Source organism: Mycobacterium neglectum (assembly GCF_002591975.1).
Taxonomy (GTDB): Bacteria; Actinomycetota; Actinomycetes; order Mycobacteriales; family Mycobacteriaceae; genus Mycobacterium; species Mycobacterium neglectum.
Genome location: NZ_NVQE01000017.1, coordinates 46,012 through 69,113, shown reverse-complemented (window position 1 = coordinate 69,113; position 23,102 = coordinate 46,012). Strand labels below are relative to the sequence as shown.

The window sequence follows — 23,102 nt, the reverse complement described above, 5'->3', positions numbered from 1 at the left end:
GTTTCCGGTCGGCCCGACCCCTGGGTGTGATCTTGATAACTCGCAGGTAGTCCGTCTACAGGCGCGACGGCGAAGATTATTGACATTCGCGTCGACGGCAATTGCTAAAGCACTGACAGAACCGACGCCCGCCCATAACATTCCGTCCGTGCAACCCCAGAATCCGCAGGCGCCAGAGCGCCAAGGAAATTCGCGTCACGGCGCCCCCGAGCCGAAATCGGGCCGACGCGTCGGAACCATCATCGGCGTCGTCCTGGTCGTCCTGTTGGCCTACGCCGGGACGCTCTTCGCCTATTGGTACCTGTCCGGCTCGTCCACGGAGTTGGGTCCCGCCGACGTCGGCGACGGATCCGAAACGGTGGTCCTGGTGACGGTGAAGGCGTTGCGCACCGTGGACTACCAAGCCGATGTCAAGGTGCTCGTCATCCCGCAGACCGACCTCATCGATGAACGTCTCGAGGTGCTCAACACCGACATCTCGGTGCGCCTGTTCCCGTGGAACACGCTGGGCGACTTGAGCTTTCCGGCGGGCGAGTCCCCCGCCGAGAAGACCACGACGCTCGACCTCGACGGTGACGTGAACAACTGGCCGTTCGATTCGTATACGAGCGAGCCGATCAGTGCCACCCTGCTCGTCGGCACTGGCGACGAGCGGGAGTTCATGCCCGCCCGCGTGGAACTCGAAGGGGCATTGCAGGGCTGGGACATCTATGCCGAAGACGTCCCCCCGGGGCCCAATGACTCCGGCACGGAAGCCGCGACCGAGCTGACGATGCGACGGTCACTCGGGCCGCTCGCATTCGACCTCGGTATCTGCATTGTGCTGATTACTTTGCCGACGCTGGCGATCACCACTGCGCTGCAAGTGATCACGAGGCGCAAGGCGTTCCAGATGCCATTCCTGACGTGGTATGCCGCGATGCTGTTCGCGGTCGTCCCACTCCGAAATATCCTGCCGGGCGCACCACCGCCGGGGGCATGGATCGACGTAGGCCTCGTGTTGTGGGTTCTCGTCGCCTTGGTCACGGCCATGCTGATGGCAGTCATCTCGTGGTGGAAACAGGTCGACTAGACCCGAGTAGGTAGTCCCGGGGTGTACCGAATGTCGGTACGCCTCGGTGCTATATCCAGATGCCTTCGAGTTCTTCGGCGATGGCCCCCGGGTCCTGGGTGTCGGTATTGCAGCTGACGGCGACGGCCGTGGTCCGGTCCGCGCTGACGTGGAATGCGGTGACGAAGCCGGCCCAGGAACCGTCGTGGTCGAGACTGCCGTCGGACAGGATGAAGATTCCAGCGCCGTAGCGGTCACCATCGCCTCCGGTGTCCGCCGCTCCTGCGAGTTGTGCCTCGAGAAGATCTTGGCCGCCCACCTTGCCGGTGCGGTAGTTGTCTGCCCACCGGACCAGTTGACTGGGTGTGGTTTGTACGCCGCCGTCGCCGACCTGTTCCCAGGCGGTGACCGCCACGCTGTACTCGCGGGTGTCCTCGTCATATTCATACGGCAAGGCGCTGCCTGGAATCGCCCTGAAATCCATGACCATCGCCAGATCAAGCGGTTTGAAGATCTCGGCGCTCAGGAATGCGGGCAACGGTTGTCCGGATACCCGCTGCACGATCTCGCCGAGCAAGAAGTAGTTGGAGTTCGAATAGTCGAAGCGTTCACCGGGCTCGAATTGCAACTCCGGCGCACTCGCCAATGCCTGCAACGCCTGCTCCTGCGTCGTCCGATCGCTGTACTCGTATCCCTCGTCCTCCAGCAGGCCGATGTAGTCGGGGATGCCGCTGGTTTGGTTCATCACCTGTGCGACAGTCACGGTTTCGGCCCACGCGGGTAGCCCGGGCACGTAGGTGGCCAGCGAGTCGTCGAGCGACAGTTTTCCGTTCTGGGCCAGCAGCAGGATCGCGGCAGCGGTGAATTGTTTTGACACCGAAGCGATGTCGAAGGTGGTGTCTGTCGTGATTTCCGCGCCCGTTGTGAGATCGGCGAGGCCGCGAGCTCCCGCCCACACCACGTCTCCTTCGAACCCGACCGCGGCGGAGCATCCAGGCTCGTCGGCCTTGATAGCGCCGTCGAGCGCGCTTTGGCTGCGGGCGGCGAGATCGGGGTCCACCTCCGCCGCGCCGGTGGCTCCCACCGTGGTCTCTTGCCTTGGTGGTGGGTGTGTTTGTGCGGCATCGCGCCCGTCAGCGCACGCTCCGACCAACAGCACAACCGCGAGCAGTGTCGGCCACCTTCTGACCGTTGCCGCACCGCGACTAGTCACCATTTCGCCGAGGATATAGTCCTGGGCTCCGAATTGAGTGTCAGCAGAACGGTTCGGAGGGCGCGCCGATCCGCTGTAGGCCACCCCGGGGTGGAATGCGCTGCCACATTCCACGCAAAGTGAGCAGCGGGACAGTTGTTAGCAATGTGACGCGTGTTAATCATGTTGCGGCACATTGGGTCCGAACCCCCGCGCCTGGATCCGGCCTTCGCAGGAATCTCCCAACTTTTTTTCAGATTTCTGATTGAAGTTTGCCGATTCGGGGAACACCGCCACTGGTGGATGGTGTGATGGATATCACCGAAAGGTTGAATTCATCTGGACCGGGAGATCCACTTGAGGGGGGAATGGGATGGACCCGAAATTGAGTCCGGCATTGATCATGGCGATCGTTGCGCCGCTGCTGATAATCATGGCCATCGCGGTCGTCGTCGAGCGCATTCAGCGCCGACGGGATCACGCAGACGGCGTCCTGATGTCCTGGGACGACCTGCGGTTGACCGACTCTGCACTCATCGTCGGGTCCCGCCACAATGCCCAACGACTCCCGCTTAACGGGCTCCATGCCAAGGTCGACGTCACCAGCTCGTCGGGCCAGGTGACTGACGACGAGGTCCACCTCACCATCGAGAACGCGGGCCAAGACATCCATCGCTCGCGGCCGTATACGTACGGTGCCAGCGGAGCCGCGCAGGCATTCGCGATCAAGTTCAACTTGCTCAGTGGCTACCGCCGCTCGACCGCCGCCGCGCCTGGCCACACCCTCTCGGATCGCCGCGTCGCCTGATTCTGCCCTCTCTACCAGTAGGGCCGTGGCATGCCGGGCGTTGCCAACATAGCTGCGGCGCAAAGGATCTGCGCACGCCGAGGCCGGCGAGGAGGGGTGCCCGCCGGTCTCGAACGCGTGGTGATCAGCAGCAGGACGCGTCGGCGTCTGCCCGGTCGGCGACCTGTCCTCCACAACATGTCCCGCCGTCCTGGTTTGGATCCAGATGTTGCGGACTGGACCCGAACGTCTCCGAGTCGGCCAACACCGTGTAGACCTCCCACTTCTCGCCAGCCGGGCCCGTTACCCAGACCTTGTCCTGGGTGGCGAAGCAGCACGTCGTGCCGATTTCTTCGTCGGTGAACAGTCCTTCGCCGCTCAGCCGGGCAATTTCGGCGTGCACCTGCTCGCTGGAACCGACCTCGACGCCGAGGTGATTGATGGTGCCTCCCTTGCCGGGGTTTTCGAGCAACACGAGCTTGAGCGGCGGCTCGGTGACCGCAAAGTTGGCGTAGCCCTCTTTGAGCTTCGCCGGTTCGGTGTTGAAGAGCTTGGAGTAAAAGCTGACCGCCTCGTCGAGATCGTCGACGTTTAGTGCTAACTGCATCCGGGACATGGTTTTGATCCTCTCTACCTGTGAGACATATATCGAAGTTGCGCGCTGACCTGAGCATGCCACCTTTTTGATATATGTCAAGATCCGTGGCACCATGGTGTGATGCCCAAGACGCTGCCGACGATCGACATGTCTGCGCCGGTCTGCTGTGCACCTGTTGCCGCCGGCCCGATGAGTGACGAAGACGCGCTGCATGTCGCCCTACGCCTCAAGGCCCTTGGCGATCCTGCGCGCGTGAAGATCATGTCCTACCTGTTCAGTTCTTCTACCGGCGAAGAGAACAGCGGCGACTTGTCGAAAGCGTTGGGCTTGAGCGAATCAACCGTCAGTCACCACCTCAGTCAGCTTCGGCGTGCCGGCCTCGTCGAATCCGACCGCCGAGGGATGAACGTCTACCATCGGCCGCACCGCGATGCGGTCGGTGCGTTGTGCGTCGTGCTTGACCCCAACTGCTGTACCTAGAACGGCCCAACGCTCCTCTCCCCGGGGTCGTCATTCCCATTCGCACGGCCACAATCGCGAGGGACTCCTACAGTCGAGACGCCCGCCATCTACGTGAGCAGGCAACCGCGCGCCCGAGTAGCCGGGCGCGTGTCGTCTTAGGGGGCCGAATGATTAGTCAATGGCTTGTTATCAACATTCCGTCGTGGTTGCTATTGCTGGGAATCACCGTTGTCGTCGCAGGCGGAGCAGTGCTCGTTCAAACATTCGTACGCCGCAAGTTCCCCAGCCTCAAGGGTGAAGAGCACAACGATGTCATCAAGTTCGCCTTCGGCGTGATCGGCTTCGTGTTCGCGTTCTTCCTTGGCTTCGTCGTCTCCGCAATGTGGGGACAGATCGGCGATGCGGACGGAAGAGCGCGGGCCGAGGGAGCGGCGGGCGTGCAGCTGGCCATGAATGCCGCGGTATTCGACCAGCCTGCCCGCGACGAGATTCAGAAGGCCCTGCTCGAATACGAGCAGGCAGCACTAGTCGAGTGGAGCGAAAATGCAAAGGGCGGCTCGCACCCCGCCGCTGACGAGGCGTTGATGCGGCTCTATTCCGCCTTTGAGCACGTGCAAGCGCGCACCGACGCACAGAAGACTTTGCTCGCAACCTCCTTCAGTAATCTCGACAGCCTCAGCCAGGCGCGCACGCAGCGCGTACTGCAGGCGCGCACGGATGTCGGCCCGCCTTGGTCCCTCTGGGCGGTCATTTGGCTGACCAGTGGCCTGCTGCTGGCCTGCGCCATCATTTACGACGTCGAGAAACCCTCCACCCACTACTCGATGGTGGCAATCCTGGGTGTGCTGGTGGCTGTGAACTTGTTTCTCGTTTTGGAGCTCTCACATCCATTTCTCGGTGACATCGGGACGTCCTCAGAACCGCTGAAGCAAGTCATCCGGCACTTGTCGTAGGCGGCCCGTGACGCCGTCGCCGGCCGCACGGAAACTCGAAGGCTGTGGTCGGCAGGAAGTCGCGACCGTTCCGGGCCTCAAACGCAACAGCCGCGGACCCGCATCAGGTCCGCGGCTCTTGCGCTGTCTTGCGACACCACAGGGTGGCAGGTACAGGATTCGAACCTGTGTAGGCGTTAGCCGACGGATTTACAGTCCGCTCCCATTGGCCGCTCGGGCAACCTGCCTGGGTGCTGCACCCCCCGGGTACCGGTTTGGTGCGAATAGCAGGGTACAACGAGGATGGTGCTAAGACGAAAACGCACTAGATATCGAGGAGGACCGAGTCCAATGGCGGATTCATCATTCGACATCGTGAGCAAGGTCGACCGTCAAGAGGCCGACAACGCACTGAACCAGGCAGCCAAGGAGCTGTCCACCCGCTACGACTTCCGCGGCACCGACACGTCCATCGCCTGGCAGGGCGAGGAGACCGTCGTGATCACGTCCTCGACCGAGGAGCGGGTCAAGGCGGCGATCGACGTCTTCAAGGAGAAGCTGATCCGCCGCGATATCTCGATGAAGGCCTTCGACGCGGGCGAGCCGCAGGCCTCGGGCAAGACCTACAAGGTCAGCGGCCAGATCAAACAGGGCATCAGCAGCGAGGACGCCAAGAAGATCACCAAGATCATCCGCGACGAGGGCCCCAAGGGCGTCAAGGCCCAGATCCAGGGCGAGGAGATCCGGGTCTCTTCGAAGAAGCGTGATGATCTGCAGACGGTTCAGGCGTTGCTCAAGGGCGCCGACCTCGAGGTTGCGCTGCAGTTCGTCAACTACCGCTGATCTAGCAGATCGACACCAACTCGTCGATGTGATCCGAGGGCAGGTCGCCGTCCACGACGGCGGTCACCGTCATCCAGTTGAGGTTGATTCCACCCTTGTGGTTGTCCAAGAAGGCGGTGTCGGCGGCATCGCGGCCGGTGGCGATGCGAACCAGACTCTGCCGCGGCGCCAGCAGTGTCGCGTCGACGACCCGCCACTGTCCGTCGACGAACGCCTCGGCCACGGCGTGAAAGTCCATCGGGTACAACCCCGGCGCATACACCGAAACGAGGCGGGCCGGTACGAAGACGGCCCTCAGTAGCGCCACCACCAGGTGGGCGTAGTCACGGCAGACACCGGTGCCTGCGAGCAAGGTATCGGCCGCCCCATCGATCGGGTCACTGGATCCCGGCACGTAGCTCAGCCGCGTCCCCACCCATGAGGACACCCTCTCCAGCAGAGTCTCCGAATCGACATACTTGCCGAATTCCGTTGCCGCGAAGCCGAAGAACTTATCGGACTCCGCGTACCGACTCGGGCGGAGGTACATGGACTGGTCGTACTCGGTCACTGGCGCCGGCTCGGTGCGTCCGGTGACGGTGGCCGCGTAGTCGACCTTCAGCACCCCGCCCGGCACCTGCAACTTATGGATGCGGTTCCCATGCGTTCCGCTTATCTCCAAGGGCTGCACTGGTTTTCCATCCAGAACGAAGGACAACGACTCCGACACTTTGGCATTGGGGTGCGGCGCGACGGCGATCTGGAACTCCAGTTCGGTGGGCGCGGTGATCGCGACTTCGAGCTCTGCGCTCACGTCTCGCTTCATGGTGCTGATGATGCGCCTCTCGATCAGAATTTGCGAGCCGTGCGACAGTGCCGGCCCGGTGATGGGGGTAATGGCGCCGAAAGTGTCGACGTCTCACCTCTGGCACGACATTTACCCACATGCGTTCGCTACAAACCGGTCCGCGCAGCTCGCCCACAGTCATACGCTGGGCTGCATGGCACCCTCGCAACGCGAACCCAAAGTCGTCGTCCTCGGTGGAGGCTCCTGGGGCACCACAGTGGCGTCCATCTGCGCCCGACGCGGGCCAACGCTGCAGTGGGTGCGGTCCGAGGAGACCGCCAACGACATCAACGAGAAGCACCGCAACACCAAGTACCTCGGCAACGAGGTCGAGCTGTCGCCGACGCTGGAGGCCACTACCGACTTCTCCGAGGCCGCCGAGTGCGCGGACGTCGTCGTGATGGGTGTGCCGTCGCATGGGTTCCGCGGCGTACTCGAGCACCTGGCCAAGGAACTACGGCCGTGGGTGCCGGTGGTGTCCCTGGTGAAGGGCCTCGAGCAGGGCACAAACTCCCGGATGAGCCAGATCGTCAACGAGGTGCTGCCCGGTCACCCGGCGGGCATCCTGGCCGGACCGAACATCGCGCGAGAGGTGGCCGAAGGTTACGCCGCCGCCGCGGTGCTCGCGATGCCCGACCAGAGTCTCGCGGCGAACCTCGGAAATCTGTTCCGCACGAAGCGATTTCGGACCTACACCACCGATGACGTCGTCGGGGTGGAGATGGCGGGCGCACTCAAGAATGTGTACGCGATCGCGGTCGGGATGGGCTATTCCCTTGGCATCGGCGAAAATACCCGCGCGATGGTGATCGCCCGCGCCTTGCGTGAGATGTCGAAGCTCGGCGAAGCGATGGGCGGTCACCGCGACACTTTCGCGGGCCTGGCCGGTATGGGCGACCTCATCGTCACATGCACCAGCCAACGCAGTCGCAACCGCCACGTCGGCGAGCAACTCGGTTCCGGCAAGTCGATCGAGGAGATCATCTCCTCGATGAATCAGGTCGCCGAGGGCGTGAAGGCCGCGAGCGTGATCATGGAATTCGCCGAAAAGTACGGCATCTCAATGCCTATTGCCCGCGAGGTCGATGCCGTCGTCAACCACGGTTCCACCGTCGAACAGGCATACCGCGGCCTGGCCGCCGAGAAGCCCGGCCATGAGGTGCACGGGTCGGGATTCTGAGCCCAGCCGATCAGTTCATGAACGGGTTGGTGCCCTCGGGACGATCCACCAGCGGATTGCGACCACCGTTGATGATGAAGCTCCCCGCGGGGCTGAGAACGAATCCGGACTGTATGCGGCTGTCCGAACAGGTCGTCACCGACCCGTCGCTGCCGCAGCTGACCGTCTGATAGCTGACCCGCGAACCCGCGGGCAGCGGCTTGGCATTGAGGTTCGCAAAGACATCGCCGGCCGCACTGGAGAACGCCGGCACGCCGGGCCCGCCGCTGACGAGGTTCTCGCCCTGCGGAGCCCCGGGGATCGGACCACTGCAGCCGTAGCCACCATTGCGCTGCAACACACACGTCAATCCGTCGGGCGTCTTGAAGGCGTACCAATCGTTGTCCATCACCTGATACTCGGACAGGTTCGCCGGTGCGTACGCGTTCACGTCGGGCGGTGGCGGAGGAGATGGCGGTGCCGGCGGCTGGGCCATGGCGATGCCCGGCAGCCCGATGAGGGCCGCCCCCGCAGATCCAACGACGCCGATCAGCATTCGGTTCAGCACGTCCACACCCTAAGTGGCGCGCATGTGACTCGCAGCATGCCCTTCACATCGGCCGCTGGCCTGCGGGTGTTACCCGGTCGACCACGTGGTTTGTGCGCGTTTGCGTGCGGTGACCGCACGGGAACGCACACAAATCGCTCAGTAGCGGTCCGGCCCGCGGCCGGCCATCGCCTCCAGCCGCGCGATCCGGTCTTCCATCGGCGGATGCGTCGCGAAGAGCTTGCCGATCTTCTCACCCGCCCGGAACGGGTTGGCGATCATCAGGTGCGCCTGGTCGGCCAGCTGCGGCTCCGGCGGCAGCGGTGCCTGCTGCACACCCGAGCTGATCTTGCGCAGCGCGCTCGCCAACGCCAGCGGGTCACCGGTCAACTCTGCGCCCGATTGATCGGCCTGATACTCACGCGACCGCGACACGGCCAGCTTGATCACCGTCGCGGCGATCGGGCCGAGGAGCGAAACCAGAAGAATCGCAAAGGGATTGGTGCCGCCATCGCGGTTACCACCGAACATGCTCGCAAAGAAGGCCAGGTTCGCAAGCGCGGTGATCACCGCGGCCATCGCACCGGCCACACATGAGATGAGTATGTCGCGGTTGTACACGTGACTGAGCTCGTGGCCGAGCACCGCCCGCAGTTCCCGCTCGTTGAGGATGCCGAGGATCCCCGTCGTGCAGCACACCGCCGCGTTGCGCGGGTTGCGTCCCGTTGCGAACGCATTCGGCGCTGCGGTGTCGCTCACGTACAGTCGCGGCATGGGCTGGCGGGCCGTGGTCGCCAGTTCGCGCACGATCTTGTACATCGCCGGCGCCTGCATCTCGTTCACCGGCTGCGCATGCATCGCTTTCAACGCCAGCTTGTCGCTGTTGAAGTACACGTAGACGTTCATGCCGACCGCGAACAGCACGGCCAGAAACATGATGTTCCGCCCGAACAGCGCGCCGATGAAGACGATGAGCGCCGAAAAGCCCGCGAGCAGCAAGAACGTCTTAGCCGTGTTCGCGTGCGGATGCCAGGTCATGCTGTTCTAACGCTTAGCCCGGCTGCGCAAGTTCCGCGCCGTCAGCCGTGGCGATTCGCCGTGTAATCCGCCAGCGTCGCCAACGCCTGACGGCCTGGACCCTCGGGCAGATTCGCCAACTCCTCACGGGCCTGCGCGGCATACTGCGCGACCGTCTCTTTGGCCCGCACCATGCCCTGCGAGGCGCGCAGCAGGCGGAGTGCCTCCGCGAGATCGTCGTCGTCCGCCACCGGACCGGCCAGCAGCTGACGCAGCCGGTCGGCGTCGGCACCCGTCTCCCGCAGCGCGTACAGCACCGGCAGCGTGTGCACGCCCTCGCGCAGATCCGTCCCGGGCAACTTTCCAGATTCGTCTGGATCGCTGTCGATGTCGATGATGTCGTCGGAGATCTGGAACGCTGTGCCGACGATGCCGCCGAGGCGGCTCAGCCGCTCGATCTGCTCCTCGTCGGCGCCGGAGAACGTCGCGCCGAACCGGCCGGACGCCGCGATCAGGCACGCGGTCTTCTCGTACACCACCTTGAGGTAGTGCTCGACGGAGTCGACATGCTCCGCCGCGCCGCGAGTTTCGCGCATCTGGCCCGTGACCAGCTGGGCGAACGTGTCGGCGATGATGCGCACCGCTTCGGGGCCCAGCCGGGAGACCAGCCGGGAAGCTGTCGCGAACAGGTAGTCACCAGCCAGGATCGCGATGTTGTTGCTCCACCGTGCGTTCGCGCTGGGCGCACCACGCCGGACCTGCGCCTCGTCCATCACGTCGTCGTGGTACAGCGTCGCGAGGTGGACCAACTCGATGACGGCGCCGGCGACATCGACCTGCCAAGCATCGGGTTCGGGCCCGAGCCGCGCCGACAACACGGTGAACAGCGGGCGGAACCGCTTACCGCCGGCCTGAAACAGGTGCTGAACGGCCTCGGACATCAGCACGTCGGCTTTGCCCAGTTCAGTGGCCATTAAATCCTCGATGCGGGCCACCGCCTCGCGAACGTCCTGCGCAAAAGCGGCGTCTCCGAAGTCGACGCCTGCCACCACACTCGCCGGTGTCCTCACCCTGCCAACATACTGGGAGCTATGAACACACGAGCCGACGTGGTGGTCGTCGGGGCCGGACCCGCCGGTTCGGCCGCAGCGGCGTGGGCGTGCCGCGCCGGGCGCGACGTGCTCGTGATCGACTCCGCGCAGTTCCCGCGCGACAAGGCGTGCGGCGACGGGCTGACTCCCCGCGCGGTCCAGGAGATGGAGCTACTCGGGCTCGGTTCGTGGCTCGACGGCCACGTCCGGCACCGCGGGCTGCGGATGTCGGGCTTCGGCGCCGACGTCGAGATCGAGTGGCCGGGCCCGTCGTTCCCCGCCACCTCAAGCGCGGTCCCGCGCACCGAACTCGACGACCGCATTCGCATGGTGGCCGTCGACGAGGGCGCCAAGATGATGCTCGGCGCCAAAGCCGTTGACGTTCGCCATGATTCGTCGGGCCGGGTGTCGTCGTTGATATTGGACGACGGCGCCGAGATCGGGTGCGGCGAGCTGATCGTCGCCGACGGTGCGCGATCGACTCTCGGGCGGGTGCTCGGTCGGGAATGGCACAAGCGGACGGTCTACGGCGTGGCTATCCGCGGGTATATCGCCACGCCGCGCGCGAACGAGCCGTGGATCACGTCGCATCTCGAGCTGCGCTCACCGGAGCGTGAGGTCCTGCCGGGCTACGGCTGGATCTTCCCGCTGGGCAACGGCGAGGTGAACATCGGCGTCGGCGCGCTCGCGACCGCCAAACGGCCGGCGGACGCCGCGCTGCGGCCGCTGATGTCGTATTACACCGACCTGCGCCGCGAGGAATGGGGCTTCGACGGTGAGCCTCGCGCGGGTTTGTCGGCGTTGTTGCCGATGGGTGGGGCCGTATCCGGGGTGGCCGGGCCGAACTGGATGCTGATCGGGGACGCCGCAGCGTGCGTCAACCCGCTCAACGGCGAGGGCATCGACTACGGCCTGGAGACCGGCAGGCTGGCGGCCGCGCTGCTGGGCACCGGCGACTTCACCTCGGCGTGGCCCGCGGTCTTGTCGGCGCATTACGCGCAGGGCTTCTCCGTGGCGCGACGGCTGGGCCTGCTCCTGACGATCCCGCGGTTCCTGCCCGCGACGGGGCCGCTGGCGATGCGGTCGACGTTCCTCATGACGATCGCGGTCCGCGTGATGGGCAACTTCGTCACCGACGAGGATGCCGACTGGGTTGCGCGGCTCTGGCGGCGAGCGGGTGCGGCATCGCGTCGGATCGACGAACGACCGCCGTTCCGCTAGCCGTCGTCCGCGCTGCCACCCTGCTTGAACTTCTGCAGTGCCAGCGCGATATTGACATCCCTGGGTGTCTTGCCGTCCCCGGTTGTCGCGGTGAGCCACAAGGCAATCAGGATGTCGCCGACGGTGATGATCAGACCCCACCAGTACGCCCAGCGGAGAGCGGGGTCGGGCTGGGAAGCGAAGAACATGATCAGGAAGATCGGGCCGACGATTCCGAAGACGAACATCATGGCCTGAAACATCAGATACCGCTTGAACGTTTCCATCTCGCGTGCAGAATATCGCGGGTGCCCGATGTCTACCGCGCTCCGATGCGGTCCCGCCGTGACGACGTCGACCTTCAACCGACGATTGATCGCGCGCTCGCCGCGGGACTGGTCGGCTTCGGTGAGGCCGGCGCCGACGAGCGGCTTGCGCGTCGGATCACCCGGTTCGGCGACGTAGCCGACGGGTCGTTCGTGTGGACCCGCGACACCGACGGCCTCTACTGGCTCGGCCGCATCGACGGCCCGCTCTTCTACGACGACGCGGGTGCCGCCGTCGACCTCGTCCACGTCCGGCCGTGTCGATGGATCACCGATCCGGTGCTCGAACCCGAAGTGCCCGCCGCGGTGCTCGCCACATTCGCAAGGGGCGGCCGCAATTTCCAGCAGACGCACGGCCCAGACGTCGGCGCGCAGACGGCGGCGATTTGGCGCAGGCGGCGCCCAGCGCCTGCCGGTGGCTCGTGAAAACCGTTGCCAGCGCCGGGGATTTGCACAGCCAGACTAACTGTAAGCCCTGCTAGACGACCTATCCCGAAACACTTTGCGGGATTACTCTGGACTGCAACGGCGTTCCCATGAGCATCGGCGGAAGGAATCCACGATGCACAGGCTGACAGTTCGATCAGCACTCGCGGCGATGGCCGTTGCGGCCGCCGCGTTGGGCACGGCCGGCATTGCGGGCGCAGCACCTTCCGGCCCGTGTGAAGAAGTCACGTACGTCGGTGTGTGCCAGCCGTTCCATCAGCAGCCGCAGACGCGGTCCCCGTCGCAGCAGGGCATGGGTGAAGTGATCGTGCCCGGCATCGGCAACAACCCCGTGGTCGTCGGCTAGCTCCCGAGCGACTTCGCGAACCCACTGACGTCGCGGATACTGGCGTCGAACACCTCCGGCATCACATGCGGCAGTAGCAGGTCGCCGCCGTGGCAGGTGCCCGCGACCATTCGGCCCACCGCAGGCACCCCGGCTTGCAGCAGGCGGCGGTAGTACTGCAAGCCTTCGTCGCGCAGCGGGTCCAGTTCGTTGACCGAGATGACGTGCGGCGGCATGCCCGCCAACTCGTCGTCGGTGGCCACCGCCGCCCAACAGGTCGCGTCATCGGCATGGCTGTTGGTGGGGTCGTAGAGCGAACCGAGCAGCGCCAACTGATGGCATGTGACGAAGTACTCGTCGTTCTCGGTGAGCGACGGTAAGTCCTCGCACTCTTCGAGCCAACGATTCGAGATGTACGGGCATTGGGCGTAGAGGCCCGCGATCTCGTCCAGCCAGCCTTCCCGCTTCGCCTTGTGCGCGACGGTGAGCGTGAGGTTCCCGCCGCCGGATTCACCGGCCACGATCAGGTGCGTGATACCGAGTTCGGTGCTGTTGGCTGCGGCCCATCGGACAGCGGCCGCGCAGTCGTTCAGACCCGCCGGGAACGCGTGCGGGCCAAGCTTGCCGCCGGAGTTGCGGAACTCCACACCGACGACGACAACGCCTGTCGCAGCGAGGTGTTCACGCAGCCTCATGTATCCGGTGTCGCCGGCACTGCCGATCGCCATGCCACCGCCGTGCAGATGGACGACACCGGGAACCGATCCGTCGGCGTCGTCGGGGCGGGTGATGAACAGCGTGATGTCGTTGCCGTCGTCGCCGGTGATGGTGGTCGTCGTCGTGGTGACCCCGGTGGCTGCGGGCGCCGCTTGTGCGAACACGTCGAAGATGGCGCCCATGCCCTCTTCGCTCATCGTGGCGAAGGCCAGCCGCTCCTCCAACGGGGCATCGACGGCCAGCGGAACCGGCGGCATTCTGCCGTCCAGCCCGAACTCGGCGAGCGCCTTGACCATTCGCGGGTCAGCGCGCGGGTCGGTGGCGAGAGTGGATTCTGGGTCGGCGTGACGTCCGTAGGCGGCCATGGCGCGACCGTACAACTCGGTCGCGCGTCGCGGCCCCGATTCCGGTCAGCTCGCCGCGTTGAACGGGTCTCCGTCCAGCGCCACCGACGCGCGCCCGTCGGAGCCGACCGGCACGTCGCCGACCAGAGTCACCCGGTAGAGCCGTCGGTCGTGATCGGTCGTCAGGTCCGACGGCGCCAGGTGCACCGTGGAGCGGTTGTCCCAGAACGCAATGCTGCCGGGTGCCCACTTGAAGCGGACGGTGTACTCGGGGCGGGCCAGCTCGTCGTAGAACAGGCCGAGGAGGCGGCGGCTTTCGTGCGGCGACACGTCGACGATATGGCTGGTGAATCCCGGATTGACGTAGAGCGCCTTCTCCCCCGTCTCGGGATGCACCCGCACCACGGGGTGTTCGGTCAGCAGTGGGCGGCTGTTGACGCGGCGCTGGTAGTCCTCGGTGGCGGTCGCGCCGTCCGGCGGTGAGAAGCGGTGCACCGCGCGCAGCCCATCGGCGAGCCCGCGCAGCGGCTCCGACAGCCCCTCGTAGGCGGCGACGGTGTTGGACCACTGGGTGTCTCCCCCATAAGGCGGAATGACCTCGGCGCGCAGGATCGATGCGGCGGGCGGGTTCACCGCCGCGGTGACGTCGGCGTGCCAATTCGGCTTGTCGAAGCTATTGCCTCCGATACCGCGAAAACGAGCCTTGAACCGATCGCGAAAGATCGGGTAGATCGTGGGGTATTCCGGATCGGGAATCGCATCGAACAACGGATGCGCGGGCGTCGGTGCTCCGAAGGCACGGGCGAACCTCAGATGGTCGTCGTGCGAGATGAACTGGTCGCGGAAGAACACCACCTTCCACTTCAGCAGCGCGGCGCGGATCTCTGCGACGTGGTCGTCGTGCAATGGCTCGGTGAGGTCTACCCCGCTGATCTCGGCTCCGGTCCAACCGGATTGCGGACGGACGTCCAGTGCTGTGGTCGCCAGTGTCATCGTCGTGATTCCTTTCTCTTACAACGGTTTCTAGGACTGCGTTCTAGTAGTCGATCGGTTTGAGCTCTACGCCGTCAAGCGCGTTCTGCGCGGCGACGATCGCGTTGTAGCGACCGTCGATATAGGGCGCCAGGTCGACGTGCGTCTTGGTAACCCCGGAGTCGAACAGCCCGTCGGCGACGTCCTGGAACAGCGCGGTGGACTGCGCGTCGATCGGGTAGTACGGCGCGAGACCGTCTTCGTCGTACAGCTTCTTGCCCTGATCGAACGTGATGCCCTGCTGGTCGACGTAGTAGGCGTCGATCCACTGGTCGGCGTGGCTGTCCTTCCAGTTGTTGGCCGCGATCGCACGGCCGACGTAATCGCCGATCGCCGCCACCTTCACCGGATCGTCCAGGATGTCTTTGCGCACGATCAAGGTCTGGATACCGGTATTGATTCCCTTGCCGTCGCCGAGGATCGGTGGTTCACCCAGCTGGTAGTACTGGTTGCCGAGCACGATCGCCGCCTCGACGGCACCTGCTGCGAATGTCGGAACCACCTCGGCCCCAGCGAGTTCGACCGGTTGCACATCGGTCTTGAGGTCCAGCCCGTGCTGCTTGAGCAGGCCTGCGGTGATCATCTGCCGTCCGGACCCCGGCGGATACGCCACCCGCTTGCCGCGCAACTGCTCAATGCTGGTGATCCCACTGTCGGGACGGGCAACCAGGTAGTAGCCGCCGCTGGTGCCCGGATTGGCTTGCAGGCCGATGGTGACGAGGTCGGTGACGCCGCTGTCGACGGCGATCGGCACGGGCGCCTCACCGACGGAGCCGACGTCGGCCGCACCTGAGCGCAGCGCCTCGATCACCGCGGCGCCGCCACTGAAGTCCGCGAACTCCACCGAATACGGTGCTTCCTTCCCTGCGTTGGCCAGGCTCCAGGGCAACGACTGGGTGCCGTTCTGCTCGGCGATCACCAGCTTCGTGCCGCTCGGAACGTCGACCGTGTTGGCGATGCGCACCGAGTCGATGGCGGCGTCGCCCGCATCGTCGGACAGGCCACAGGCGCCGGCCAGCAGCGTGATCGACAGGGCCACCGGCAGTTTCCATCGTGATGACATACGCATGGTTTCGAATCTCTCTTGTCGCTAGATCTGTGGGTCGTCGATGACGCCGAGCTCGGTCAATAGCCGGCGTCGCAGTGTCGCGAACTCCGCCGATTCCCGCCGACGGGGTATGGGCACCTCGACTTCGAGGTCGAGCGAGATGGCGCCCGCGGTCAAGACCACGACTCGGTCGGCCAGCAGGATCGCCTCGTCGACATCGTGGGTGACCAGCAGGACAGCCGGCGTATGTCGTCGACACAGATCTTGAAGCAGCCCGTGCATCCTGATCCGGGTCAGCGCATCCAACGCACCGAAAGGTTCGTCAAGCAAGAGCAATTCAGGCTCGCGTACCAAGGCGCGGGCCAGCGCCACCCGCTGCGCTTCGCCGCCGGACAGGGTGCGCGGCCACACCTTGGCCTTGTCGGCCAGGTCCACCTCGGTGAGCGCGTCGAGCGCCTGCCTGCGCACCGCGGAGGTGGCGGGCAAGCCGACCGTCACGTTCGTCAGGACGCGCTGCCAGGGCAGCAGTCGCGGATCCTGGAATACGATTGCGCGCCGTTCGGGGACCTGCAGGATGCCCTCGACATCGCCGTCCAGTGCGCCGAGCGCGCGCAGAAAGGTGCTCTTGCCCGAGCCGCTGCGGCCCAGCAGTGCGACGAACTCGCCCGCGCGGATCTGCAAGTCCAGCCCGTCGAGAACGACGTTGTCGCCGAATATTTTTCGGAGGTCACGAGCGACGACAACGGTCTCCGTCGCCGTGTCAGTCACCGTCATAGGCCCGTCTCCAGGTCAGCAGCCGACCTTCCAGGAACCGGACGATGAGGATCGAGGACAGGCCGAGGGCGGCATACACACCGATCAGCACGAACACCACGTCGACCTGGAAGTACTCGCGCGCGTCGGTCATCATGCGGCCGAGGCCCTTCTTCGCGTTGATAGTTTCGGCGAATATCAGCGCCAACCACGACGCGGTGAGCGCCAGGCGCAGGCCGACCAGAAAGCCCGGCAGTGAGCCGGGGATGATGATCCGGTAGATCATCTCCGCCCGCCCTGCGCCGAGCGAGCGGGCCGCTTCCACGAGTCCGGCATCGACGCTGCGGATGGCGCTGAACGTGTTGATGTAGATGGACACCGCCACCGCCAGGGTGATCAGCAGGATCTTGGGCACCTCGCTGATGCCGAACCACACGATCAACAAGGGCACCAACGCGAAGTTCGGAATCGCGTTCAGCACTTCCATATTCGCGTCGAAGATATTCTCACCGAGTCTGGAGAGGCCGGTGATCAATGCCAGGCCCAGTCCGAGGACTATGCCGAAAACCAACCCGTAGCCGACGCGAAGCAGGCTGGTCGACATGTGGTCTGCCAGCGACCCGTCGGCGATGAGCCGGTAGGCGGCGCGCACGACCCTGGTGGGCGGCGGCACCGTGCGCTGATCGAATGCACCTGTCGCCGAAAGGAGCTGCCACAGCGCGACAAGCAGTACCGGGCCGAGTAGCCGCTGCACCTGGCGCGGAACACGTTGGCCCCGTTGACTCTTCTTGACGACCGTTCTCGGATCGACGAGACCGGTGCCGACCCGGTCGCTGGTCGACGGCCGCGAAAGGACGCTGGTCATGTCAGGCAGCTCCGAAGAACTCACCTGAGATCGACTCGGAGGCAACGCCATCGGGACCTACCGGGACGTCACCGACGAGCGTGATCCGATGCAGTACGCGATCGCCGTGCACGTGCTCGAAATCGCGCGGAGCGAGGTGCAGTGCGGCGCGGTTGTCCCAGAACGCGACGCTACCCGGCTCCCATTTGAAGCGCACCGCGTACTCGGGGCGGGCGATCTGCTCGAACAGCAGGTCGAGCAGATGCCTGCTTTCACGCGGCGACAGGTTGACGATCTCTTTGGTGAAGGAGGGGTTGACGTACACGACGCGCTCCTGGGTCTCCGGATGCACGCGAACCACCGGGTGAACCGACGCAAGCGGATTGGTGCGCACGAGGTCACCGATCTTCTCGGTGCTGCGCTCCGCGGTGGCGGTCGACTCGAATCGGTGCTCGGCGCGCAGGTCGTCGATGAGCGCACGCACCGCAGGCGCGAGGCCCTGGTAGACGGCGGCGACGTTGACGAACTGCGTATCCCCGCCGTAGGGCGGTACCTTTTCGGCGAGAAGGATCGAATGGGACGGCGGATTGATCAGCGGGGTGACGTCGGCGTGCCAGCCAGGTCCGTTGGGGCTTTGCTTCTTTCGGTACTTGGTGCCATACCGGTGGTCATAGGCCGCCGGTGAGACGGTATGGATTTGCGGGAATTCCGGTGGCGCCGAATCGCCCTCGTACGGATGGCCGGGCGTCACCTCGCCGAATTGAGCGCCGAACGCGATCTGCGCAGCGTGGTCGAGCGTCTGATCGCGAAAGAAGACGACTTTCCACGTGTGCAATGCATCGCGGATGGTCTTCACGTCGTTGGCCGACAGCGGCGACGACAGGTCGACTCCACTGATCAGTGCACCGGTCCAACCGGACAGCGGCGCTACGTCAAGACGGGTATCGGTTGCAGCAGTCATTCCCACGTTCCCCTCGAAAGCAATTGCAAATATCGGCTATTCGCACGCTATCGAGATCGCGCCAAATGGTGACCAGTTGAAATCTGCGTGAAATGAAGTCGGCTGTGCCGAGCGCGCTCTTTACCGCGACGGCTTGATCGCGGCGTGTAACGCCACGATGCCACCGCTCAGATTGCGCCACCGCACCGCCGACCAGCCCGCGTCGGCGATGTGACGCGAAAGGTCGGGTTGGTCGGGCCACGCGCGGATCGACTCGGCGAGGTACACGTAGGCGTCGGGGTTCGACGACACCGCACGCGCCATGCGCGGCAAAGCCTGCATGAGGTACTCCTTGTAGGCCGTCGCGAACACCCGGGCCGTCGGTGTCGAGAACTCGCACACGACCAGCCGCCCGCCGGGCCGCGTCACCCGCGCCATCTCACGAAGAGCGGCGCCGTGGTCGACGATGTTGCGCAGCCCGAAGCTGATGGTCACCGCGTCGAACACGCCGTCGTCGAACGGCAGCTTCGTCCCGTCGGCAGCGACCTTGGGCACCTTGCGGCCGCTACCCGCGGCGAGCATGCCGACAGAGAAGTCCGCGGCCACGCACCACGCCCCCGAGGTCTCGAGCTCCACCGTCGACACCGCGGTGCCGGCAGCGAGGTCCAGCACCTTGTCGCCGGGCCCGATCCGCAGCGCCTCGCGCGTCGCCCGTCGCCAGAACCGGTCCTGGCCGAGGGACAACACCGTGTTCGTCAGGTCGTAGCGGCGCGCTACCCCGTCGAACATCGATGCGACCTCGTGGGGGTCCTTGTCCAGCGTCGCGCGGTTCACAAAAGCGACGCTACCTGTCAACATGCGCGCACCGGGAATGGAATGCGCCTGCGTGGGCATTTACCGCACATGGCTGAAAAGGTTTGGTTCATCACCGGGACATCGCGTGGCTTCGGCCGAGAGTGGGCCATCGCGGCACTCGAACGCGGCGACAAGGTTGCGGCGACGGCACGGAACACGGCGACTCTCGACGATCTGGCCGCGAAGTTCGGCGACGCACTGTTGCCGATTCAACTCGACGTGACCGACCGCGACGCGGGCTTCGCCGCCGTCAAGGCTGCACACGACCACTTCGGACGGCTCGACATCGTCGTCAACAACGCGGGCTACGGCCACTTCGGCTTCATCGAGGAGCTGACCGAACAGGAGGCGCGCGACCAGATCGAGACCAACGTGTTCGGCGCGCTGTGGATCACCCAGGCGGCGCTGCCGTATCTGCGGGCTCAGCGCAGCGGCCAATCCTTCAGGTGTCATCGATCGGCGGGATCACCGCGTTCCAGAACGTCGGCATCTACAACGCGTCGAAGTGGGCCCTTGAGGGGTTCTCGCAGTCGCTGGCGCAGGAGGTCGCGTCCTTCGGCATCCACGTGACGTTGATCGAGCCGGGCGGCTTCTCGACCGACTGGGCGGGCTCGTCGTCGAAGCGGTCGCAGCCGCTGCCCGGCTACCAAGAGGTGCACGACGAGGCGGACCGTCTTCGCAGCCAGCGCGTCTCGGCGCCAGGTGATCCGAAGGCGTCAGCGGCGGCGGTGCTCAAGATCGTCGACGCCGAAAAGCCGCCGTTGCGAGTCTTTTTCGGAGAGCTGCCGCTGCGGCTGGCTAAGGCCGACTACGAAAGCCGGCTCGCGACGTGGGAGAAATGGCAGCCGGTCGCGATCGAGGCGCAAGGCTGAGTTTTTCGCCGCGGGGTCATCCCGCCGTGACAAGCCTCACGATTTCTGCCCAGTAGCGTTCGCGCTCTGCGTCGGGCACCACCGGAGCGAAGGTCACCACCACCGTTTCCACTTGGCTGGCGCCCGCCTCCGCCGCATACTTCTGCGCTTGGCCGGTCTCGTCGAAGGACCTGATGCGCAGGCGGTCGGTAACGACAGATTGACGGCATCCGATCGCGCGGCATTCCTGTTTGGTGGTGTCGACCGGATTCTGCATCTCGAGGCCTGAGTGCTCGAGCGCCTCGACAAGACCGTGCGCAGTCGGTGCGCCCAACGGACCTGCGCGGGTCGCCGGGCTCTCCGACTGAGCCGTCGGCGGCGGCGCCGTCGTGCTGAACGCAGTGGAATCCGACGGTGCCTGCGAGCAGCCGCAGGCGACCGCGCACACCACCAGACCGGCGAACCACAGGCGATGTGCGCCCATCAGCTGAGGCTGAACTCGACCATCGGAAGCGCGGTGTCGTGCTCAGAGATCGGCTGTCCGAGGGCGCCTTCGATCGCCGGCTTGAGTGCCGACCATGCGCCGGGATGCCTGGCGATGTAGGACTGCAGGGCGGCATCGGCTTCCGCGGTGGTCAGATGGCGAGCCACGGCCGGAACGGACCGGCGGCCGGCGACCGAGATCTTCACCTTCGGACTTGCTTGGATGTTCTTGAACCATTGCGCTCGAGTCCCGAAACCCGACGCCACGATGTAGCTGCCAGGCCCGGGATGGTCGATGACTTCCAGCACGACGTATCGCGGTGCGCCTGTGCGCCGGCCGGTGTGCTCGAGCATCAGCATCCGCGAACCGAAGAAAGCGCCGAGGCGTGCACGATACACCCAGATCGGTGCACGGGTGAGCTTCCGTGAATGCAACACGTTTTCAACCAGTTTCACGCCGCGTGCTTTGAGCGTGTCCAACACTGCAACCTCCTCAACCTGCCCGATGCCATTAGCTGATTCCGTCCCGGAATGGGCCTTGCGGCAAGACAAATCCGGTCGGCACAATCCCTGCTATGCCCCTGCGACACCGTACGAGTGGTGACCGGCCTCCCCCAGAACAGGTCGACGCAGTGCTGCGTGCGTCACGTGCGCTGGTGGGCATCGCGGCTGCCTCCATGTCCGGCATCGACGAACTCGTCACTGTTCCGCAATTCCGGGTACTGGTGATCCTGTTCAGCCGCGGACCGTCGAATCTCGCCGCCGTGGCCGAGGAACTGGAGGTGAATCCGTCCAATGCCAGCCGGATCTGCGACCGCCTCATCAAGGCGGGACTACTTCGGCGGCGCGAGTCAGCAGTTGATCGGCGACAGGTGACATTGACCCTCACTCCGACGGGGCGGCAGCTGGTCGACGAGGTGACCAGTCGGCGCCGGTCGGCGATCGAGCGTGTCCTCCACGATATGCCTGCAGCGCAGCGCGACGTGCTAGCCGCCGCGTTGGCCGCATTCGCCGAGGCCGCCGGGGAATCAGCCGATGATGCAGCGACCCGGACGCTGCTATGGCCTAAGACTCCATGAGTCGGCAGACAAAATTCACCCACACTTTCGTCTTACCGGCATTCATTGCGCTAGCGCAAATACTCCAGTTCAAGCCATCTGCGGCGGGCAAGGCTAAGCGGCCCTGAGGCGACGCAGACCGATGACGTCGTCGTAATGGCCGAGCAACTCGTCGCAGATCGCCGGCCATGTCCGGGTCAACACGCTGCGACGCGCCGCCACCGAGTAACGCTGCCGTTCGGCGATCAAATGGTCGACGGCCTCGGGCAGCTTGGCTTCGAACTCGTCGACCGACAACAGCAGGCCGGTGCGGTACGGGGTGATGAGATCACGCGGCCCGCCGGCGTTGGGCGCGATCGCCGGCAGGCCCGAGGCCATCGCCTCCTGCACCGCCTGACAGAACGTCTCGTGTTCGCCGGGGTGAACGAACACATCCATACTCGCGTACGCAGTTGCCAGCTCATCGCCGTACAGTGCGCCCGCGAAAACTGCTGACGGTAAAAGAGTTTCGAGCTTCGCGCGATCGACACCGTCACCGACGACGACCAGCTGGAGATCCTCGCGCGCCGACAGTGCCGCCAACCGCTCGACGTGCTTCTCGGGGGCAAGTCGGCCGACGAAACCGACGATCGGCTTGTTCTGCGGCGACCACATGCGACGCAGGTTCTCGTCGCGCGCCGATGGCGCGAAACCGGTGATGTCGACGCCGCGCGCCCACTTGTGCACCCGCGGGATCCGATGGGCCGTCAGGTTTTCCATCGCCGCGGTAGACGGCGCCAGCGTGCGGTCGGCCTTACCGTGCAGGTGCCGCGTCCACGCCCAGGCGGTCTTGGCGGCAAAACCGACGCCGTAGCTCTCGGCGAAACCTGCGACGTCGGTTTGGAATACCGCGACTGTCGGCACGCCGAGGTGACGCGCGGCGTGCAGCCCGCCGTAGCCCAGCAGCGCCGGGGACGCCAGGTGCACGACGTCGGGGTCGAACCCGCGCAACACGCTCACCATCCGCGGGCGTGGGATGCCCAGCGGAAGCGAGTTGATCTTCGGGAACATCCGCGATGGCACCCGGTGAACGCGGACGCCCTCGTGGATCTTGTCGGCCGGCGGCTCACCCCGCGGGGTGTCCGGCGCAATGACGAGGGCCTCATGACCCGTGCAGCGGAGATGCTCGATCACCCGAAGCACCGAGTTGGTGACGCCGTTGACATTCGGGAGAAAGGACTCTGTGACGATTGCAACGCGCACGCCTCGAGAGTCCCATCGGCGGCTGTCGGCAAGGTTTCGTACAGGGATATGTCACGCAAATAGCTCGTGCCGATGAACGGATTCTCCACGTGGGCGATTTCGAGTATGGTGCGCACAGAGAAAGGCGGTTGA

27 protein-coding genes, 1 tRNA gene and 1 pseudogene are annotated in these 23,102 nt (G+C 65.1%); 11 read left to right on the top strand and 18 right to left on the bottom strand.

Annotated elements, in window-relative coordinates; genetic code table 11:
- Nucleotides 1-148: 148 nt before the first annotated feature.
- Complete coding sequence (locus CSQ99_RS15355; protein ID WP_099039902.1) at nt 149-1,072, top strand: DUF4436 domain-containing protein; 924 nt, start codon at nt 149-151, stop codon at nt 1,070-1,072.
- 49 nt (nt 1,073-1,121) lie between these two features.
- Here CSQ99_RS15355 and CSQ99_RS15350 read toward each other — a convergent pair whose 3' ends face one another.
- Nucleotides 1,122-2,264: a serine hydrolase domain-containing protein gene (locus CSQ99_RS15350; protein ID WP_425437827.1), complete on the bottom strand. Its 1,143-nt coding sequence runs from the start codon at nt 2,262-2,264 to the stop codon at nt 1,122-1,124.
- Between the two features lie 352 nt (nt 2,265-2,616).
- On the opposite strand from CSQ99_RS15350, the gene CSQ99_RS15345 reads away from it, so the two are divergent.
- Nucleotides 2,617-3,051: a hypothetical protein gene (locus tag CSQ99_RS15345; protein WP_099039900.1), complete on the top strand. Its 435-nt coding sequence runs from the start codon at nt 2,617-2,619 to the stop codon at nt 3,049-3,051.
- Nucleotides 3,052-3,175: 124 nt separating this feature from the next.
- On the opposite strand, the gene CSQ99_RS15340 is transcribed toward CSQ99_RS15345, so the two are convergent.
- Entirely contained in the window at nt 3,176-3,646 is a 471-nt protein-coding gene (locus CSQ99_RS15340; protein ID WP_099039899.1) for an ArsI/CadI family heavy metal resistance metalloenzyme, read from the bottom strand.
- Between the two features lie 102 nt (nt 3,647-3,748).
- On the opposite strand from CSQ99_RS15340, the gene CSQ99_RS15335 reads away from it, so the two are divergent.
- Nucleotides 3,749-4,108 (top strand): Rv2640c family ArsR-like transcriptional regulator, encoded by a 360-nt coding sequence (locus tag CSQ99_RS15335; protein ID WP_099039898.1) that lies wholly within the window; start codon nt 3,749-3,751, stop codon nt 4,106-4,108.
- A 149-nt stretch (nt 4,109-4,257) separates the two neighbouring features.
- Nucleotides 4,258-5,043 (top strand): bestrophin-like domain, encoded by a 786-nt coding sequence (locus CSQ99_RS15330; protein WP_099039897.1) that lies wholly within the window; start codon nt 4,258-4,260, stop codon nt 5,041-5,043.
- Nucleotides 5,044-5,187: 144 nt separating this feature from the next.
- On the opposite strand, the gene CSQ99_RS15325 is transcribed toward CSQ99_RS15330, so the two are convergent.
- A tRNA-Tyr gene (locus CSQ99_RS15325) sits at nt 5,188-5,270 on the bottom strand.
- Between the two features lie 103 nt (nt 5,271-5,373).
- On the opposite strand from CSQ99_RS15325, the gene CSQ99_RS15320 reads away from it, so the two are divergent.
- Nucleotides 5,374-5,865 (top strand): YajQ family cyclic di-GMP-binding protein, encoded by a 492-nt coding sequence (locus CSQ99_RS15320; RefSeq protein WP_099039896.1) that lies wholly within the window; start codon nt 5,374-5,376, stop codon nt 5,863-5,865.
- A 1-nt stretch (nt 5,866) separates the two neighbouring features.
- Here the strand turns inward: CSQ99_RS15320 and CSQ99_RS15315 are convergent, their stop codons facing one another.
- On the bottom strand, nt 5,867-6,670 hold the full coding sequence (locus CSQ99_RS15315; protein WP_099039895.1) for a transglutaminase-like domain-containing protein: 804 nt from the start codon (nt 6,668-6,670) through the stop codon (nt 5,867-5,869).
- A gap of 175 nt (nt 6,671-6,845) precedes the next feature.
- On the opposite strand from CSQ99_RS15315, the gene CSQ99_RS15310 reads away from it, so the two are divergent.
- Nucleotides 6,846-7,871 carry an NAD(P)H-dependent glycerol-3-phosphate dehydrogenase gene (locus CSQ99_RS15310; protein ID WP_099039945.1) on the top strand — a complete coding sequence of 342 codons (1,026 nt, stop codon included), beginning with the start codon at nt 6,846-6,848 and terminating at the stop codon, nt 7,869-7,871.
- A 10-nt stretch (nt 7,872-7,881) separates the two neighbouring features.
- Here CSQ99_RS15310 and CSQ99_RS15305 read toward each other — a convergent pair whose 3' ends face one another.
- From CSQ99_RS15305 to grcC1, 3 genes are all read right to left on the bottom strand, one after another.
- Nucleotides 7,882-8,406 (bottom strand): hypothetical protein, encoded by a 525-nt coding sequence (locus tag CSQ99_RS15305; RefSeq protein ID WP_176561041.1) that lies wholly within the window; start codon nt 8,404-8,406, stop codon nt 7,882-7,884.
- Nucleotides 8,407-8,556: 150 nt separating this feature from the next.
- Entirely contained in the window at nt 8,557-9,435 is an 879-nt protein-coding gene (gene htpX, locus CSQ99_RS15300; RefSeq protein ID WP_099039893.1) for a zinc metalloprotease HtpX, read from the bottom strand.
- 41 nt (nt 9,436-9,476) lie between these two features.
- Nucleotides 9,477-10,484, bottom strand: a complete 1,008-nt coding sequence (gene grcC1 / locus CSQ99_RS15295; RefSeq protein ID WP_176561037.1) for a nonaprenyl/(2E,6E)-farnesyl/geranylgeranyl diphosphat synthase — start codon at nt 10,482-10,484, stop codon at nt 9,477-9,479.
- A gap of 21 nt (nt 10,485-10,505) precedes the next feature.
- Between grcC1 and menJ the strand changes: the two genes are divergently transcribed.
- Nucleotides 10,506-11,726, top strand: coding sequence for a menaquinone reductase (gene menJ / locus CSQ99_RS15290; protein WP_099039891.1), 1,221 nt, complete (start codon nt 10,506-10,508; stop codon nt 11,724-11,726).
- Here the strand turns inward: menJ and CSQ99_RS15285 are convergent.
- Nucleotides 11,723-11,992, bottom strand: coding sequence for a hypothetical protein (locus CSQ99_RS15285; protein ID WP_099039890.1), 270 nt, complete (start codon nt 11,990-11,992; stop codon nt 11,723-11,725). The two genes, menJ and CSQ99_RS15285, sit on opposite strands and share 4 nt — an antisense overlap.
- A 21-nt stretch (nt 11,993-12,013) precedes the next feature.
- Here CSQ99_RS15285 and CSQ99_RS15280 point away from each other — a divergent pair, with 21 nt between their 5' ends.
- Together CSQ99_RS15280 and CSQ99_RS15275 are read left to right on the top strand one after the other, a co-directional pair.
- A complete protein-coding gene (locus tag CSQ99_RS15280) occupies nt 12,014-12,457 on the top strand; it encodes a GAF domain-containing protein (RefSeq protein ID WP_099039889.1) in 444 nt (147 codons plus the stop codon).
- A 136-nt stretch (nt 12,458-12,593) separates the two neighbouring features.
- The gene (locus CSQ99_RS15275) at nt 12,594-12,824 is read left to right on the top strand and encodes a hypothetical protein (protein WP_099039888.1); all 231 of its coding nucleotides are present in this window, start codon (nt 12,594-12,596) and stop codon (nt 12,822-12,824) included.
- Here CSQ99_RS15275 and CSQ99_RS15270 read toward each other — a convergent pair.
- From CSQ99_RS15270 to CSQ99_RS15240, 7 genes are all read right to left on the bottom strand, one after another.
- Nucleotides 12,821-13,885, bottom strand: coding sequence for an alpha/beta hydrolase fold domain-containing protein (locus CSQ99_RS15270; RefSeq protein ID WP_099039887.1), 1,065 nt, complete (start codon nt 13,883-13,885; stop codon nt 12,821-12,823). The genes CSQ99_RS15275 and CSQ99_RS15270 overlap by 4 nt on opposite strands.
- Nucleotides 13,886-13,930: 45 nt before the next feature.
- Nucleotides 13,931-14,857, bottom strand: coding sequence for a TauD/TfdA dioxygenase family protein (locus CSQ99_RS15265; protein ID WP_099039886.1), 927 nt, complete (start codon nt 14,855-14,857; stop codon nt 13,931-13,933).
- 43 nt (nt 14,858-14,900) lie between these two features.
- Entirely contained in the window at nt 14,901-15,965 is a 1,065-nt protein-coding gene (locus CSQ99_RS15260) for a PhnD/SsuA/transferrin family substrate-binding protein (protein WP_099039885.1), read from the bottom strand.
- A 21-nt stretch (nt 15,966-15,986) separates the two neighbouring features.
- Nucleotides 15,987-16,718: an ABC transporter ATP-binding protein gene (locus tag CSQ99_RS15255; RefSeq protein ID WP_099039884.1), complete on the bottom strand. Its 732-nt coding sequence runs from the start codon at nt 16,716-16,718 to the stop codon at nt 15,987-15,989.
- On the bottom strand, nt 16,705-17,562 hold the full coding sequence (locus CSQ99_RS15250) for an ABC transporter permease (protein WP_099039883.1): 858 nt from the start codon (nt 17,560-17,562) through the stop codon (nt 16,705-16,707). Before CSQ99_RS15250 ends, CSQ99_RS15255 begins: the two co-directional genes overlap by 14 nt.
- Before the next feature lies 1 nt (nt 17,563).
- Nucleotides 17,564-18,508, bottom strand: coding sequence for a TauD/TfdA dioxygenase family protein (locus CSQ99_RS15245; RefSeq protein WP_099039882.1), 945 nt, complete (start codon nt 18,506-18,508; stop codon nt 17,564-17,566).
- A gap of 114 nt (nt 18,509-18,622) precedes the next feature.
- The gene (locus CSQ99_RS15240) at nt 18,623-19,315 is read right to left on the bottom strand and encodes a demethylmenaquinone methyltransferase (RefSeq protein WP_099039881.1); all 693 of its coding nucleotides are present in this window, start codon (nt 19,313-19,315) and stop codon (nt 18,623-18,625) included.
- A gap of 69 nt (nt 19,316-19,384) precedes the next feature.
- Between CSQ99_RS15240 and CSQ99_RS15235 the strand changes: the two are divergent.
- A pseudogene (locus CSQ99_RS15235) lies at nt 19,385-20,208 on the top strand (SDR family oxidoreductase).
- 16 nt (nt 20,209-20,224) lie between these two features.
- On the opposite strand, the gene CSQ99_RS15230 reads toward CSQ99_RS15235, so the two are convergent.
- Together CSQ99_RS15230 and CSQ99_RS15225 are read right to left on the bottom strand one after the other, a co-directional pair.
- The gene (locus CSQ99_RS15230; RefSeq protein WP_099039880.1) at nt 20,225-20,671 is read right to left on the bottom strand and encodes a hypothetical protein; all 447 of its coding nucleotides are present in this window, start codon (nt 20,669-20,671) and stop codon (nt 20,225-20,227) included.
- Nucleotides 20,671-21,126 carry a nitroreductase family deazaflavin-dependent oxidoreductase gene (locus CSQ99_RS15225; protein WP_245908922.1) on the bottom strand — a complete coding sequence of 152 codons (456 nt, stop codon included), beginning with the start codon at nt 21,124-21,126 and terminating at the stop codon, nt 20,671-20,673. The genes CSQ99_RS15230 and CSQ99_RS15225 overlap by 1 nt, the downstream gene beginning before the upstream one ends.
- A 119-nt stretch (nt 21,127-21,245) precedes the next feature.
- Between CSQ99_RS15225 and CSQ99_RS15220 the strand changes: the two genes are divergently transcribed.
- Nucleotides 21,246-21,749, top strand: coding sequence for a MarR family winged helix-turn-helix transcriptional regulator (locus CSQ99_RS15220; RefSeq protein ID WP_099039878.1), 504 nt, complete (start codon nt 21,246-21,248; stop codon nt 21,747-21,749).
- A gap of 93 nt (nt 21,750-21,842) precedes the next feature.
- Here CSQ99_RS15220 and CSQ99_RS15215 read toward each other — a convergent pair whose 3' ends face one another.
- Nucleotides 21,843-22,970 (bottom strand): glycosyltransferase family 4 protein, encoded by a 1,128-nt coding sequence (locus CSQ99_RS15215; RefSeq protein ID WP_099039877.1) that lies wholly within the window; start codon nt 22,968-22,970, stop codon nt 21,843-21,845.
- Nucleotides 22,971-23,102: the final 132 nt, after the last annotated feature.